The sequence below is a fragment of the Peribacillus sp. B65 genome (genome assembly GCF_058513295.1).
Window position 1 is genome coordinate 4254979 of the sequence record NZ_CP195840.1, and the last position, 16171, is coordinate 4271149.

Below are 16171 nucleotides of genomic sequence, written 5' to 3' on the forward strand. Positions count from 1 at the left end.
CATTAATCTGTTCAAAAATAAATTTCAGGAGAAAATATGATGAAAAAAAGAAAGGGAAGAGTAATAGCATTAGGTACTATTTTAGCTTGCTCAATCGGGTTAGGAACGCTTTCAGTTGAAGCTGGGAATGAGAATTCGGTATATTCCTTTAAGATTAAGAAAGAGCAAGACAACGAATATACACGTACAAAGTATCGCCAAACGACTACGGAACGGAATACATGGAAGGTGAGAATGTATCATTCACAAGAAGGTACGAATACTTATACCACGTATTGGCTGGAGAAAAGCACTGGGACGAATGTATCTCCTTCAGCGAAAGTGAAAGCCGGTAGCGGCGGTTTAAATAGTGGGCGCAATCATTATGTTAAAGGCAATGCAGGTGCCAATGCCACCGAGGTACGATTAACGGCAGAAAATAATAATTATAGCTCTAATACCTATTCCGTAGACGGATATTGGGATGAAGAGACAGGGAGAATATTACCTGGACAGTATAAAGAATCTTACACCACGGAATATAATAAATAAAAAATGGTGAATATGGTGAAGCCACCTTGGATGATTCTCTATTCATGGTGGCTTTCTAAAGGGAGACAAAATGAATAGTTATTATTATCGATTAACAAATAATAAAAAAACAAAGTTCATCGTGTTATGTATAATGGCAATTGTTATTATTGACATATTTATCTTGATCGGCAATGTTTCAGAGTCATGGATCATTCCCCATCTAGCCACTTTTTTAGCGGGAAGTTCATTAGGTCATATGATGCAAATACTACTTATTTGGTTTTTGCCTATTTTTCTATTAATCTTGTGTGCCGACAGCTATATCCAAGACTATAAAACAGGCTACCGTTATATCGTAGCGACCAAAAAAGGGCGATACTCTTATTATAAAACGATGTTATTGGGAAATATGTCATTTGCCTTTTTAGTGATGGTTGGTTGCTTGCTATTAAACATGATTATTGCATATTTTGTATTCATGAATGGTGAATTTGATACAGGGTTGACACCAGATTTATCCCCGGAAAATCTTTTATATACACTCGCCAACAAAATGCCTGCTGTCACCAATGTGGTTTATATCATCATTTTTGGGTTTTACACTAGTTTATGCGCAGGGATGGCGACTGTCCTTAGTTGGTGTTTCCCGGATATAAAGTATACGTATCCGTTAAGCTTTGTTATTTGGTTTTCACAAATTTTAGGACTGAATTATTCATTAGCAATGATCATCCAGCCTTTTAACGAAGTGACCTTAGAAGCTTTCATTTTGATTTCCTTTAGATCGACCATCCTTTTTTTAGCGATCATCATTATTGGGTTCATTTATAAGGTGAAAAGTGATGAAGTCTAATCAAAAAAAAGTATATGTATCACTGCTGCTTGTTCTTTTATTTGGATGTTTATGGATGACCTATAATATTCATTATTTAAAAATAAAGCAGCTAGACCCAGCGTATCAATTGATCAGTGATGTAAGTGCGAGTGTAGAAGGCTATCTCTCGGTTAAAAATTTATTGATCACATATATTGTTCCTTTGTTACTATTTTATCGTTTTTTTATTGAAGATGAGCATCCACACATTATCGTTCGCTTACAATCAAGAATCGACATGTATCGGAGACGGACCATCCAAGTTTTTATAAGTTCGTTTATCTTTGCGTTCATCATTTTATTGATTAATTTCGCAGCTGTTTTCATATTCGATAGATTTCACTTTATATCATCAAAATATTGGAACTTATCTCTTCTTAATTTAGCCCTATTGACGTGTATATATTTCTCGATTGGCCTGCTTTATTATTTCATTTTTGATTATTCCAATTCAATCATAGCGACGGCAGCAACCTTTTGTATCTGTTTTCTCTTATATGTGATGAAGAGTCAGCTGAATATTCATTGGGGTCCTGCCAGCTCCGCAAATGTTATCGATCCTATATTAAGCAGCGGAATTACAGGATATTATTCGCTAATCATGATTGGAAAAGAATTATTTCTATCTCTCGTGATGGTTTTACTTGGGCTTTTCGCAATCGAGAAAAAAGATTTCATGTTTGGTGTTTCTGATGACTAAACGAATCTTCTTAACGATGTTGATCGTCATTTTGTTGCAAATTTTACTATTTGATTATTTCGATGGCTCTAAAGCCGATCTTACGGAATATATGATCGTTAGCGGAGTTCCGATCAGTAATAAGTTTGTTGTATTGGGAACATGGTATATGTTCTTTTCTGGATTGAGTTTTTTGTCGTTAGGTTATTTGCGGCAATATATTTCCGGTTATGGGGTCTACCTGATGATCAGGGAAAAAAGCAGGGTGAAACTTGGGTTTAGAAGAATCGGGAACTTAATGATCCTTATATCTGGATTATCTTTAATTCAATTTCTTATCTCGATCGTATTCGCTTTTATAAATAATGTCGATCAGACCTTTTTTTATCATGATTTGCCATCATTGATTTGTATAGCGGGTCTTTATATGATGTCCAATATTGTCCTGATTTTCATTCAAATGGCACTCGAACTTCATTTTACGGAGGAAGTATCTTTATTGCTGATAAATGTTTATGTGCTTTTTTCGGTTACATTAGGCGGAGTTCTATTATCTACACAAAAGCTGACGTGGATTTTATATTTTTTGCTTCCCAATTTCGGCATGTATGTAAGAAGTGATGTACTTGAAACTGGCGGAATATCAACAGTAAATGCTTATATCGTTTTAACCGTAATGACGATCATTTTAACTGTTTTAACCTATAGACGATTAAAGAAAATCGATTTAATTTAACGAGGTGCACAATGACAAAAATACGAATTAGCTCTTTACATAAAAAGATGAGGAAGAAGACACTTTTGCATGATATCAATTATGAGTTTAACGGCGGGAAAATTTATGGTTTGTATGGAAGAAATGGCTCTGGTAAAACGATGCTGCTTAGAGCGATTGCAGGATTAATCATGCCAAGCTCAGGAGAAATTGCCATAGACGAAAAAATCCTTCATAAAGATATTTCCTTTCCTGCTAATAGTAGTGTCATTATTGAAAACACTTCCCTACTGCACCAATTTGACGCTTATACAAATCTGAAAATATTAGCAAAAATCAGGAATATCGCCACTGATGAAGATATTAAACTGAATATAAAAAGAGTCGGCCTTGATCCGGAATCAAAAATGAAGGTTGGAAAATTTTCGTTAGGAATGAAGCAGCGTCTAAGCGTCGCCCAAGCGATATTTGAAAAACCGGACATTTTATTATTGGATGAACCGACAAATGCCATCGATGAAGAAGGTGTTACGCTAGTTTATCAGATCTTGAAGGAAGAAAAAGAGCGCGGCGCCCTCATTCTGTTGACAAGCCATCATAAACAGGACCTGGAGGAATTAGCCGATGAGTATGTAAAGATGGATAATGGAGGAATCGTCCTTGACTCTAAATAAAAGCATAGCCGCGTTAACTTTACTCGTATTGATAAGCGGATTCCTTATCTATAAAGTGTACATTGTTCCATCAGCGATGAGTGCCGCTAATAGAAATACGGAAAATAATGCTGCTTCCTATAAGGTGTTGGAATCACAAAACATCATTGTCGGGAGAGATATCGATCAGGGTTATTATGATATTAAAGCTCTCGATAATGAAGCTGTAGTTGCTGGCAATAAAATGCACAAAAATGCTGTACTGCATGCAGAGCCTTCATATATGAATGAAAATTTCTCGATTAAAGGGAAGATTGAATTCAAGCCTTCTGAATTTGAAAAAGTCGTGAAAAAAAATCAAAAAATCATCATGAAAGATCCTGGTCATTATGTGGTCGGTACAGAGATCCCAGCGGGGAATTATGTACTATCAAGAGCAAGCGATAAAATTGGAGTGTTTGTCGATATAAAAGATGAAACGGAAACCGAAAGCTTGCAAACGATTCAATGGGATATCGACGAAAAAGTGAAAAAGCCAATCGTGATCGAACTGAAAAAGGGCTATAACGTATATATCGATAAAACGGGAAAAGATGGTTATATATCGAATGAAGGTGATCTAATATTGGAGAGAAATAATGAGGACTGAGGAATTTAAGGGGATTTAATACCAGCTTAATTGAGTGATAAGTTTTCTTAGATTCAAATTCCATGATCGCTTCCTAAAATATTAATATTTATTGCCTACCGAAATGATAAGGAATCAAGCTCAAAAGCGGATTCCTTATTTCAAATGTATATACCTAGGGCGGGATTTTCGAGGGTCATTATATCCGCCGGTTATTTGATGTCCGAGAGAGCTCGCGATGACTACTGCTGCAAAGAGGAGGATGATTTTCTTCAAATTAATGATCTTCTTTCCGTTTTATTATTTTTAAAGATTACACCCAAATTCCTCTTCCTTCAACCCCTTTTTTAAATGTAGAAAAATTTACATCCATCCTATAACTTGGACTTACTCATCTATCAAATGAGCAAAATCAGTCATCCAATGGTTTTTTCATCATCAACCATTAGATGACAACCCTTTTTTGATTCTTCAAACGCCTCATTTACTTTCTCGAATTCATAGAGTTTAACGTTCAACTTTTGCAATAGTATCGTGTTAAAACAAACTTGTCCCTGCATTTGTCAGCTCATTTAGTAAATTCACTTCTTAGAAGGTAGACTACATCGTATTCCTTCAACTCGTCCATATGTCCTTCCATATCACCATAAAAATCAGTGGAAAGTGAATGTATGCCTTCATTTCCGCTTGAGTAACATATACTCGCCAATGCAAGCTTGTTTATGCTGTTTATTTTGAGTTTGCCAGCACTGCCCCATACGCTGGAATCCATTTCATCAATGGTTTCAGGATAAGTAACTGTATCCGTACCATTATCGTTTTGAATGCTGATGTTGAACATCGATCGTTTTTGATCATCATCCGTTTTGGAGGTGGTGAAGAGGATTGTCCCATTCTTTTCAACCCCAGTTGTCATGCGGCCTTTTTCATCTTCAACAAGTTTGCCAAATTCATATTTTTCGATCCAGACGGACATCTCTTTGTATGTATCATCAACATTGAAATCGATAAGAAAGGAATGTTCACTTGAATTCTCCAGGATGGCTTTTTCCCTTGCTGTCAGCTCAGGAACTGAAAGGTTATTCTCGGATTTTGGATCATCAGCTTTACATGCGACTAAAGAAAATGAGAGCAGGGATAGGATGATGGATAAATAGATCTTTTTCATGATTTTCACCTCTTGAATACTATTAACCTAATTAAAACCAATTCTTATATATTATAACATTATAATGTAAAACGGAATCGGAATGCAGCAAAAAGGCAAGCAATCGGTATGCTTGCCTTTTTTTTGCATTTAGAATGGCTGGGAAAGAGCCTTATTGGCAACATCGACGTCATTTTGAAGCAATTGGTTCAAGTCGTAAGCAGGATAGAGGTTTCTTTCATAAAGGTAGTTGAAAATCTTGGCATGAGTATCGATGGCTCCATTTAAATGTTTCTTAAATACTTTTCGAAGGGAAGGGGTGGCTGTTTCAGTAATCGCCAGTGCGTAATCTTTGATCGATGATTTGGCAAAGCCCAGCAATTCCCCGGCAGCAGCTGCCGATGCGTCATCTCTTGATACATCGTCATCCCGGTGCGCTTTAGGCGTCAATGGGTAAAATTGCAGCAGCTCCATGATGTTTTGGGTAAGGGTATCGATTGTTTGCTTATAAATCGTTTTTAGAATGGGGTCTTTTATTTTTGGATAAGCTTTTTTAAATTTCATAAGGGCATTGGACTGGGCGGCAACCAACTCATGAAGCTCGAGTGTTTCATGCCAAGCAAGATGTGAATAGGTGGGTTGCATTTAAATTCCTCCTGAACGAATAATCTTGATACATTATTCGTTCAGTGGGCTATAGGCAAGTTGTCTAGTGAAATATTTATGGGAAGAGCTGTCCCATCTACGATTCCCATTCACCGTTTAGAAGGATCGCCATGTTTTATTGATATTGCTCGAGAACAGAGAAGAACTTTTTGGCAAATTGGTAAAAAAGTTTTTCTGATGGAGCCAAGTCCCTGTTTTTAGGAGTAATGATGCCGACAGTCCGTTTTACTTCGGGTGTATCGATCGGGATCTTGACAGTCAGTCTTGGAATGACTTCATAAAAAGTACTGTCAGGGAGCAGACTGACTCCGATTCCGGCAGAAACGAGCCCTTTTATGGAATCCATGTCTTCACCTTCCGAGGCGATATTCGGTGCGAAACCGGCTGCTTTGCACGCCTCGAGTGCAATAGTGTGAAAGATGTATCCTTTGGGAAACAAGACGAAGGGATCATTTCTTAAATCACTTAGGCGCAGACTCTTTCTTTCAGCCAAAGGGTGAGTGATGGGAAGTAAAGCCGATATGTTTTCCGTGAACAGGATATGACCTTCAATATCTGGATCGTTTGTCGGAATCGGCCCAAGAAAGGCTAATCCGATTTCGCGATTTTTGACAGCTTCCTTTAAAGAGGAATAAGATCCCTGTCTTAAGTGGAAGCCGATATTTGGCTGCTCATCTTTAAAAGCGGAAATGACGGTAGGCAGTAAATGGGTGGAAAGGCTGGTCGGGAACCCGATTTTAATGCTTCCGTGTTCAGGGTCCAAAAACTCCTCAATTTGATATTTAGCATATTCAATCGCTTGTATCGCCGTTTTGGCATGGATTAAGAAAATTTTACCAATTGGAGTTAATTGGATATTCCGGCCGATTTTCTCGAATAACAGAACGCCAAGTTCATCTTCCAATCTGGATATTTGCCGGCTGATTGCAGATTGTGCGATATGCAGGTGCTCTGCGGCTTCTGAGACGTGTTCTCTCTCGGCGACTTCAACAAAATAACGTAATTGTCGTAGTTCCATTTATTCATCCTCCTGCCATTCATCTCAAATTGAGATGGATTCTACTAGAATTATATATTGTTTATATCGATTTGAAAACCTAGAATAAATGTAAGTGACATAACGGTGTAAGAATACGATGGGGGCGATTAATATGACATACAATCAAATACCAAAAGCACAAGGGCTCTACCATCCTGAATTTGAACATGATGCATGTGGGATCGGTTTATATGCTCATTTAAAAGGGCTTGCTACACATGACATCGTCAAACAAGGACTGAATATGCTGTGCCAATTAGATCATCGCGGCGGACAAGGCAGCGATCCGCTTACAGGAGATGGCGCAGGATTAATGGTACAGATTCCTGATGAATATTTCAGGCTGGCATGCCCGGAAATGAATTTGCCGGCAAAAGGACGCTATGGTGTAGGCATGCTCTTTTTCTCTAACAATGATGATGAACGGAATGAAATCGAAGCTCGTTTGAATGCATTTATCGAACAAGAAGGCCAAACGTTATTAGGCTGGAGAACGGTTCCTGTTGATGCAACGAAAATCGGAGAGGTCGGCAAGGAGACATGTCCGACGATTCGCCAAGTATTCATCGGGGCAAGCGAAGGGATGACTGATGATTTAGCTTTTGAGCGTAAATTGTTCATTATCAGAAAACAAGCTGAAAACTGGGCTCGTGAACGCGGCAATCGTTTTTATTTTGCCAGCCTTTCAAGTGCTACGATCGTATACAAAGGATTGTTGACGCCTGAGCAGGTGGATGCTTTTTATCTTGACCTTCAACAGGAGTCCTTCGTTTCGGCTTTCGCTTTAGTGCATTCCCGCTTCAGCACGAATACATTTCCTAGTTGGGAACGGGCACATCCAAACCGTTACTTGATCCATAATGGCGAAATCAATACGCTCAGAGGTAATGTGAATTGGATGAAAGCTCGTGAGCAGCAGTTTGTTTCGGAAGCATTCGGGGATGACCTGCAAAAGGTGCTGCCTATTCTTGATATAGACGGCAGTGATTCCTCGATTCTTGATAATGCACTTGAATTCTTCGTGCTTGCCGGGCGTAAACCGGCACATGCGGCGATGATGCTGATCCCTGAACCGTGGACGGAAAATCCGCATATGACGAAGGAAAAGAAGGCATTTTACGAATATCATAGCATGCTCATGGAGCCATGGGATGGGCCGACGGCCATATCCTTTACGAATGGCAAGCAAATCGGTGCCATCCTGGATCGAAATGGTTTAAGGCCTGCAAGGTATTATGTGACAAAAGATGATTACATCATTTTCTCCTCTGAAGTCGGCGTGATCGATGTGGAGCCGGAGAATGTATTATATAAAGATCGTTTAAGCCCAGGCAGAATGCTTTTAATAGATTTAGAGGAAGGCCGTATTGTTTCCGATGAAGAGATCAAGTCGGAAATGGCTCAGGAAAATCCATACCAGCAATGGCTGGACGAACAGCTTGTACAATTAAGTGACGAAGAACCTGTGCTCGAAGGGGAGCCATTGAGTGATTTGTTATTCAGGCAAAAAGCGTTTGGATACACGTATGAAGATGTCCAAAAATATTTACTGCCGGTCATTAACGAAGGCAAAGATCCACTGGGCAGCATGGGGAATGACATTCCGTTAGCGGTCTTATCAGATCGCCCGCAATCGCTATTCAACTATTTCAAGCAATCCTTTGCACAGGTAACCAACCCGCCAATCGATTCGCTTCGTGAACAGATAGTCACGTCAACGATGACATTCCTCGGTGCGGAAGGAGATTTGCTGAAACCGGATGAAACGAACAGCCGCCGCATTCAATTGGATTCACCTGTTTTGACGCCAGGTCAAATGCAGCAGTTGAAAGGAAACTCCTATCCTGAATTCAGGAGCAAAGTCATTCACACTTTATTTTCAGAAGATTTAGAGAGTGAACTCGATCGCATCTGTCGTGAAGCGGAACAAGCAATCGCTGATGGAGTAAGCCTTTTGATTTTATCTGACAAGGATATGAGCAAGGAAAAGGCTGCGATACCTTCCCTGCTGGCTGCGAGCGCCCTTCATCAGGAGCTGATCCGTCATGGGAACCGTACAAAAGTGAGCATTATCGTTGAATCCGGGGAAGCGAGGGAAGTCCATCATTATGCGTCCCTGATCGGGTATGGAGTGGATGCGATTTACCCGTACCTTGCTTATGAAACATATAAGCAGGCCGTATTGGAAGGCAGTTTGGCCATCAGCTACGAAGAAACGGTGAGGAAATATGTACGCTCGTTGACGGAAGGCATCGTAAAAGTAATGTCGAAAATGGGGATTTCAACGATTCAAAGTTATCGCGGAGCGCAAATTTTCGAAGCGGTCGGAATCGGTGCTGATGTGATTGAACGCTATTTCAGCGGTACGGCATCGCAGCTTAGTGGGATCGATTTGGAAACGATCGCAGATGAAGCGTTGATTCGTCATAGAAAAGGTGCAGCTGATTCCCTTGACCAAACACTTGAAAGCGGAAGTGATTTTCAATGGAGAAAAACAGGGGAACATCATGCATTCAATCCAAAAACGATCCATACACTGCAATGGGCCTGCCGGAAAGGCGATTATAATTTATTTAAGCAATATTCAAACTTGGCAAATGAAGAGAGACTCGGTTTTTTACGGAATTTATTCTCGTTCGACCAAAAACGCCAAAGCATTTCTATAGATGAAGTTGAATCCGTGGAATCCATCGTCAGCCGATTCAAAACGGGCGCGATGTCATTCGGTTCATTGAGTCAGGAAGCACATGAAACATTAGCGATTGCGATGAACCGTTTAGGCGGAAAAAGCAATAGCGGTGAAGGCGGGGAGCACCCTAGCCGTTACCAACTGGATGAAAACGGCGATGACCGCCGCAGCGGAATTAAACAAATTGCGTCCGGTCGTTTTGGAGTGAAAAGCCATTACCTTGTTAATGCCGATGAACTTCAAATCAAAATGGCGCAAGGTGCAAAGCCGGGTGAAGGCGGCCAGCTGCCTGGAAACAAAGTATACCCTTGGGTCGCAGAGGTCCGTGGTTCCACACCGGGTGTCGGCCTTATTTCACCGCCTCCGCATCATGATATCTATTCGATTGAAGATCTGGCACAGCTGATCCATGATTTGAAAAATGCGAACCGTGATGCCAGAATCAGCGTCAAGCTTGTGTCAAAAGCAGGAGTAGGCACGATTGCAGCCGGTGTGGCCAAAGGAGCCGCAGATGTCATCGTTATCAGCGGGTATGATGGCGGTACGGGCGCATCACCAAAAACGAGTATCAAACATACTGGTCTTCCTTGGGAGCTGGGCCTTGCCGAAGCACACCAAACATTGATGCTGAATGGCCTTCGCAGCCGTGTAGTCCTTGAAACGGATGGAAAATTAATGACGGGACGCGATGTGGTCATGGCAGCTATCCTTGGAGCGGAAGAATTCGGCTTCGCTACAGCACCGCTTGTGGTCCTTGGCTGTGTCATGATGCGTGCTTGCCATTTGGATACATGTCCTGTCGGGGTAGCTACTCAAAACCCTGAGCTTCGCAGCAAATTCACTGGAGATCCCGATCATGTCGTGAATTTCATGCGCTTCATCGCTGAGGAAGTCCGGGAAACGATGGCTGAGCTTGGTTTTAGAACATTGGAAGAAATGGTCGGCCGCACTGATGTTTTACAAGTGAGCGAGCGGGCGCAAAACCATTGGAAAGCGAAGCATCTGGACTTGACGACACTTCTTTTCCAACCGGAAGGGATTCGTACGTATCAACTTCCTCAAAACCATAAAATAGAAGAATCCTTGGATATCCGTGAGATTTTACCTGTTGTGGAGCCTGCTTTAAATGACCAAACCCAGGTGGATGTCAGCTTCCCGATTACAAACGTGAACCGTGTGGTCGGAACGATTGTCGGCAGTGAAGTATCCAAACGCTATGGTGAAGAAGGGTTGCCTGAAGATACAATCACACTTCGTTTTACGGGATCGGCGGGCCAGAGCTTCGGTGCGTTCATTCCAAAAGGGATGTCGATGTATTTGACAGGTGATGTCAATGACTATGTTGGGAAAGGCTTATCTGGCGGAAAGATCATTGTCACGGCACCTTCTGGCAATCAGATCGAGGCCGGGGACAATGTAATTGCCGGAAATATCGCCTTATATGGTGCAACAAGCGGGGAGGCCTACATTAATGGCCGTGCAGGGGAACGATTTGCCGTACGGAACAGTGGAGTCAATGTCGTCGTTGAAGGAATTGGAGACCATGGCTGTGAGTATATGACAGGCGGACGCGTGGTCATCCTGGGCGACGTCGGCAAAAACTTTGCGGCAGGCATGTCAGGCGGCATCGCTTATGTACTTGCTGATGATGCAGAAGAATTCAAGGCATTATGCAATGGTGAAATGATAGAATTCGAGACGCTTGATAATATGGATGATGCCAACGAGGTAAAAGAAATGCTTTACAGTCACCTTCATTATACAGAAAGTGCCAAAGCATCGTATGTACTGGAGAACTGGGAGGATTTCGCTAAGAAATTCGTAAAAGTCATTCCGAAAGATTACAAACGGATGATCAAAAGCATCAATGAGCAGAAGCGTGCAGGGCTGACGGATGAAGAAGCGATCATGAGTGCATTTCAAGCAAATGCCGTTCAAGATAAAAAAATCACTAAACAAGCTGTGATGCAGTAAGGAAGGGGAGAGAAAGATGGGAAAAGCAACAGGATTTATGGATTATCCGCGAGAAAAACCAAAAGACCGGAATCCTCTCACTCGTTTAAACGACTGGAGAGAGTATACAGCTCCTTTCTCTGATGAAAAGTTAAGTACACAGGGAGCGCGGTGTATGGACTGCGCCACCCCTTTCTGCCATATGGGCATGGAATTGAACCGAGTCACAACGGGCTGTCCGATTCATAATCTGATTCCGGAGTGGAATGATTTGGTGTATCGCGGCAGATGGAAAGAAGCATTGGACCGTTTATCGAAAACGAATAATTTCCCTGAATTCACCGGGCGCGTCTGCCCGGCCCCTTGTGAAGGGTCTTGTACGGTAGCGATAAGCGATCCTGCCGTTACCATCAAGAACATTGAACGGACCATCATCGATAAAGGATTTGAAAATGGCTGGATCACGCCTCGCATCCCTGAAAGCAGGACCGGCAAGAAAATTGCCATCATCGGTTCAGGGCCGGCAGGATTGGCGAGTGCCGACCAGTTGAATCAAGCAGGTCATTCGGTCACGGTTTATGAGCGTTCAGACCGTGCAGGCGGGCTGTTGACATACGGCATCCCGAACATGAAGCTTGAAAAAGATGTCGTTGCACGCCGGATCAAATTATTGACCCAGGAAGGCATTGATTTCATTACCAATACAGAAGTAGGCAAAGATATAACAGCCGAAGAACTGCAAGATCAGTATGATGCAGTCATCCTTTGCACAGGTGCCCAAAAGCAGCGTGACCTGAAAATTGAAGGACGTGAAGCAACAGGCATTCACCTTGCAATGGATTACTTGACGACTTCGACTAAAAGCCTGCTGGACTCCAATTTTGAAGACGGCAAGTTTTTAGACACTAAGGGGAAGGACGTCATCGTCATCGGCGGCGGGGATACAGGAGCTGACTGTGTCGCGACTGCCCTTCGCCAGGAATGTAAGAGCGTCGTACAATTCGGGAAGCATCCAATCCTTCCGACGGCCCGTACATCTGATAATATGTGGCCAGCCTACCCGAATGTGTTTTCCCTTGATTATGCGTATGAAGAAGCGGAAGCGAAATTTGGTGCAGATCCGCGTCAATATTCAATCCAAACAAAAAAAATCGTCGCCGATGAAAATGGCAACGTAAAAGAACTGCACACAATCTCCATGGAAAAAATCAAAGGCGATGACGGAATGTACATTTTCAGGGAAGTTCCTGGAACTGAAAAAGTATGGCCTGCACAATTCGTTTTCATCGCAATCGGATTTGAAGGAACGGAAATGCCGCTATTAACTCAATTTGGCGTAGAAACAGTGCATCAAAAAATTGATGCCATTTATGGCGATTACAGAACCAATGTCGAAGGGGTTTTCGCTGCCGGAGATGCAAGAAGAGGGCAAAGCCTCATCGTTTGGGCCATCAATGAAGGCCGTGAAGTAGCTCGAGAAGTGGACCGCTACTTGATGGGCGCATCGGTATTGCCTTAATTTCAAAAAAAGAAGTGCCATTATGGCGCTTCTTTTTTTGTGTGGTGGGAAAAATGTGCTTACGAGTAAAAGCGCCGAATTCACGAGTAAATGCCCGAATTTCACGAGTAAAGCGCCGAATTCACGAGTAAAAGCGCCGAATTCACGAGTAAAACGCCGGAACTCACGAGTAAAAGCACCGATTTCACGAGTAAAGCGCCGAAACTCACGAGTAAATGCCCTGATTTCACGAGTAAAGCGCCGAAACTCACATGTAAAGCACAAAACCCAAAGAGTAACTAACCCAAAAATTTTCAATAATGTACGGAAACAACACGCTTAGGAGATTCCTAAGCGTGTTGTGTATTATTATTTCAAACTAGGTGGCAAGTATTGTTCACAGATGATGATATCATCGTCTTTTAGGACATAAGGATGTGTTTCCAACAATATGGTTTTAAGGTAGTCTGGCATCCTTTCACCTTTGTACGCACAAATTAATGGAAACGACAGTAGATTTACAGCTTCATCTACTGTTCTCTCAAATTCCTCTATGATGTGCAGCGGCTCTTCCAGGGTTGCCCATTCCACATGTGCCCATGATCGGAAAGAGATTTTATTTTCCACATAGGGCTGTACCATTTTATTAAAGTATTCTTCGATTGCAGGAGGATGATAACTGCCGCTTGAACAATAGAAATCGAAGTTGTTCACAAAGTGAAGGAGCTCCATTTGATCTTTTGTTAACCGAGTGCTCAGCTCTTTATGAATAATGGGGTAAATACGGTCATTTTCAACAAGAATGACGTAATCTCCCGCCATGATGCCATCTTGAATATAACTTAAAACTTGTTTAATGTAATTTTCCATTTCATTATAGGAATACAGCACATGAACATTTTTTTGGTCTTCGAACAACTGATTCATTTTGCTTTTCAATATATCATTCCTTCTTTCATGTATCGCTTCCATTATACTAGAGTTCCATAGGCAGGACAAAATGAGAATTTTTTAACAAGGACAAAAAGCAATCCTTCGCCATTGAAGGATTGCTTTTCAGTATTATTTCAGCCGTTCGATCAGGTCGGTCATTTTATCCAAAGTGGTTATGTTCTGGTTGCATTTCATACTGTCCAGGCAAATATAATTCCCTTTTTTAATGAATGTACCTTGGACGGTTCCTTTTGTTTCAGACATGAACATCCCTACTTCTTCAAAGCGGCTGCATATGGCACAAATCCCTTTTTTGTTGGCAGGTTTAATGGTTCCATGCAATCCGGTGAGTTTATGATGATGGGGGGCAATGATGAATTTCTTTCCGGATCCGACATCATCCCATCCTAGGTATGAGATCTCTCTCAAATCGATGTTTTCCAACAAAGGGGTTTTTAATTTCTTTGCTTTAGGAAATAGTTTTTTTATCGTTTTTTCGGTTACTTCTTTAAATGGGATCACAAATGGCTTCACCTGTAAGAGAAAGGCTTCGGCTTGTGCGGGATCTTTGATGGTATCCACTGGGTCCAGCAGTTGTTTTTGCTCTTCGTTCAAGTCACTGAATAAGCTTAATACTCTTTCTTTGGCGACTGTTTTCAGGGTGTTGATCACATCCTTATCGTTGGCAGTCGCGTGTCCATTTATGAGAATTTGTGTTTGGGATTTTATGAAGTTATACTGCTCGCTCCTGATAAAAGGTTCCATTTTCTTCACTCCTGTTTCTGCAAGTGTTACCGTTTCTCTTTACTTTACATAAATTGCATCTGCTTTAAAAGAGGGAAAACGGCTAAGAAACATACTCTGCATACAAATAGCACTGATATCATTATCAGTGCTACCCGTGTAATCCTTATTTGGAATATACGATTTTCTTGATGGTTTCCGCGGAGAGAAAATGTTCCTCTGCTAATTGATGGATGGTATGCCCGTCCTTGAATGCATATTTTATAGAGGCATTCCGGTCATCGATCAATTCCCTTGATCCCGAACGGGTTCCCCATTTGTGATGGGCCTTTTCGGGTTTAGGGATATATATGGTTTCACCTTGCACATACTTTTGAATTTCAACGATCAGCTTTTCAGGTAAAACGGCCGTCGCTTTTACATATTTCATTTCTGCCAGCCCCTTATTCTTTATTAAGAATGAAATAAGGTGCAAAGCCGAATATTAGAAATGATAAGGCGGGCGATTAAGTTTAGCTTAATTCAACCCCATGCAAAGTATCGCCTCCAATACTAGGCTTTGCATGAGACGCTGCAGAAGGTGGCATTAACATTCTTATTGCCATCTTTACACCTCCCCTTTGTGTTTCCGAAGAACACGTATTGTTCTTATTATAAAATATATAAGGGTGGTTGCCAAACTTTTTCCAATGTTAAAGCAGAATCGGCGGGCTGATTGTTTGATAATGCTCTGAGTCCATGAAATAATTTTAATGGAAACCAAACTAACCATTATGGGAGCTGACCTTTATGAAAGTATTCGTAGTTGGGGCAAACGGGCAGATCGGTAAACAGCTTGTAGATTTATTAAAAGATAGCCGGGATCATAGTGTACGGGCGATGGTTCGCAAAGAAGAGCAAAGTAAGCATTTAGAGAGAAGTGGAATTGAATCTGCGGTCGTCAGTTTAACTGGATCAGTGGATGAGATTGCGAATGCGGCAAAAGGCTGTGATGCCGTCGTGTTTACAGCAGGGTCCGGAGGAAGCACCGGTGCTGATCAAACGCTGTTGATTGATCTGGATGGTGCAGTTAAAACGATTGAAGCGGCAGAAAGCTTGGGAATCGACCGATTCATTATGGTGAGTGCTTTTCAGGCCAATAATCGCGAAAACTGGAATGAAGCGATCAAACCGTATTATGTGGCAAAGCACTATGCGGATAGGGCATTGTTACAAAGCGATTTAAATTATACGATCATTCGGCCTGGCGGTCTGGTGAATGAACCGGGAACGGGAAAAGTGACAGCCGCCGAGGAATTGGAAAGAGGTTCGATTGCCCGTGAAGATGTGGCTCGAACGATTCTTGCGTCATTGACTGAAGAAAATACCTACAAGCGTTCTTTTGATTTAATCTCTGGCGATATTGCAATCGCGGAAGCATTGAAGAAAATTTAACGAAAA

Annotated in this window: 15 protein-coding genes; 9 read left to right on the forward strand and 6 right to left on the reverse strand. The window is 41.7% G+C overall.

Annotated features, from left to right (window positions below; translation table 11 throughout):
* Window positions 1-39: 39 nt before the first annotated feature.
* From ACSR9O_RS20685 to ACSR9O_RS20710, 6 genes are all read left to right on the forward strand, one after another.
* Window positions 40-531, forward strand: a complete 492-nt coding sequence (locus ACSR9O_RS20685; RefSeq protein ID WP_230178487.1) for a DUF2712 domain-containing protein — start codon at window positions 40-42, stop codon at window positions 529-531.
* Between the two features lie 70 nt (window positions 532-601).
* Window positions 602-1366 carry a DUF2705 family protein gene (locus tag ACSR9O_RS20690; protein WP_101225553.1) on the forward strand — a complete coding sequence of 255 codons (765 nt, stop codon included), beginning with the start codon at window positions 602-604 and terminating at the stop codon, window positions 1364-1366.
* Entirely contained in the window at window positions 1356-2087 is a 732-nt protein-coding gene (locus ACSR9O_RS20695; RefSeq protein WP_101225552.1) for a WxPxxD family membrane protein, read from the forward strand. Before ACSR9O_RS20690 ends, ACSR9O_RS20695 begins: the two co-directional genes overlap by 11 nt.
* A complete protein-coding gene (locus tag ACSR9O_RS20700; protein ID WP_230178485.1) occupies window positions 2080-2802 on the forward strand; it encodes a DUF2705 family protein in 723 nt (240 codons plus the stop codon). The genes ACSR9O_RS20695 and ACSR9O_RS20700 overlap by 8 nt, the downstream gene beginning before the upstream one ends.
* Window positions 2803-2813: 11 nt before the next feature.
* Window positions 2814-3455 (forward strand): ATP-binding cassette domain-containing protein, encoded by a 642-nt coding sequence (locus tag ACSR9O_RS20705; RefSeq protein ID WP_230178483.1) that lies wholly within the window; start codon window positions 2814-2816, stop codon window positions 3453-3455.
* Complete coding sequence (locus tag ACSR9O_RS20710; RefSeq protein WP_491724992.1) at window positions 3442-4083, forward strand: hypothetical protein; 642 nt, start codon at window positions 3442-3444, stop codon at window positions 4081-4083. The genes ACSR9O_RS20705 and ACSR9O_RS20710 overlap by 14 nt, the downstream gene beginning before the upstream one ends.
* Before the next feature lie 547 nt (window positions 4084-4630).
* Here the strand turns inward: ACSR9O_RS20710 and ACSR9O_RS20715 are convergent.
* The 3 genes from ACSR9O_RS20715 to gltC form a co-directional block, all read right to left on the reverse strand.
* A complete protein-coding gene (locus ACSR9O_RS20715; protein WP_491724993.1) occupies window positions 4631-5230 on the reverse strand; it encodes a YgaN family protein in 600 nt (199 codons plus the stop codon).
* A 129-nt stretch (window positions 5231-5359) separates the two neighbouring features.
* Complete coding sequence (locus ACSR9O_RS20720) at window positions 5360-5854, reverse strand: spore coat protein (protein ID WP_491724994.1); 495 nt, start codon at window positions 5852-5854, stop codon at window positions 5360-5362.
* Window positions 5855-5990: 136 nt separating this feature from the next.
* A complete protein-coding gene (gltC, locus tag ACSR9O_RS20725) occupies window positions 5991-6893 on the reverse strand; it encodes a glutamate biosynthesis transcriptional regulator GltC (protein WP_076370054.1) in 903 nt (300 codons plus the stop codon).
* Window positions 6894-7026: 133 nt separating this feature from the next.
* Between gltC and gltB the strand changes: the two genes are divergently transcribed.
* Together gltB and gltD are read left to right on the forward strand one after the other, a co-directional pair.
* Window positions 7027-11577, forward strand: coding sequence for a glutamate synthase large subunit (gene gltB / locus ACSR9O_RS20730; RefSeq protein WP_491724995.1), 4551 nt, complete (start codon window positions 7027-7029; stop codon window positions 11575-11577).
* Between the two features lie 16 nt (window positions 11578-11593).
* A complete protein-coding gene (gene gltD, locus ACSR9O_RS20735; RefSeq protein ID WP_491724996.1) occupies window positions 11594-13075 on the forward strand; it encodes a glutamate synthase small subunit in 1482 nt (493 codons plus the stop codon).
* A gap of 348 nt (window positions 13076-13423) precedes the next feature.
* Here the strand turns inward: gltD and ACSR9O_RS20740 are convergent, their stop codons facing one another.
* From ACSR9O_RS20740 to ACSR9O_RS20750, 3 genes are all read right to left on the reverse strand, one after another.
* Complete coding sequence (locus tag ACSR9O_RS20740; RefSeq protein ID WP_491724997.1) at window positions 13424-14026, reverse strand: MEDS domain-containing protein; 603 nt, start codon at window positions 14024-14026, stop codon at window positions 13424-13426.
* 90 nt (window positions 14027-14116) lie between these two features.
* Complete coding sequence (locus ACSR9O_RS20745; RefSeq protein WP_095395099.1) at window positions 14117-14752, reverse strand: FusB/FusC family EF-G-binding protein; 636 nt, start codon at window positions 14750-14752, stop codon at window positions 14117-14119.
* Window positions 14753-14897: 145 nt separating this feature from the next.
* The gene (locus ACSR9O_RS20750; protein WP_101225543.1) at window positions 14898-15161 is read right to left on the reverse strand and encodes a CD3324 family protein; all 264 of its coding nucleotides are present in this window, start codon (window positions 15159-15161) and stop codon (window positions 14898-14900) included.
* A gap of 359 nt (window positions 15162-15520) precedes the next feature.
* On the opposite strand from ACSR9O_RS20750, the gene ACSR9O_RS20755 reads away from it, so the two are divergent.
* A complete protein-coding gene (locus tag ACSR9O_RS20755; RefSeq protein ID WP_101225542.1) occupies window positions 15521-16165 on the forward strand; it encodes an SDR family oxidoreductase in 645 nt (214 codons plus the stop codon).
* Window positions 16166-16171: the final 6 nt, after the last annotated feature.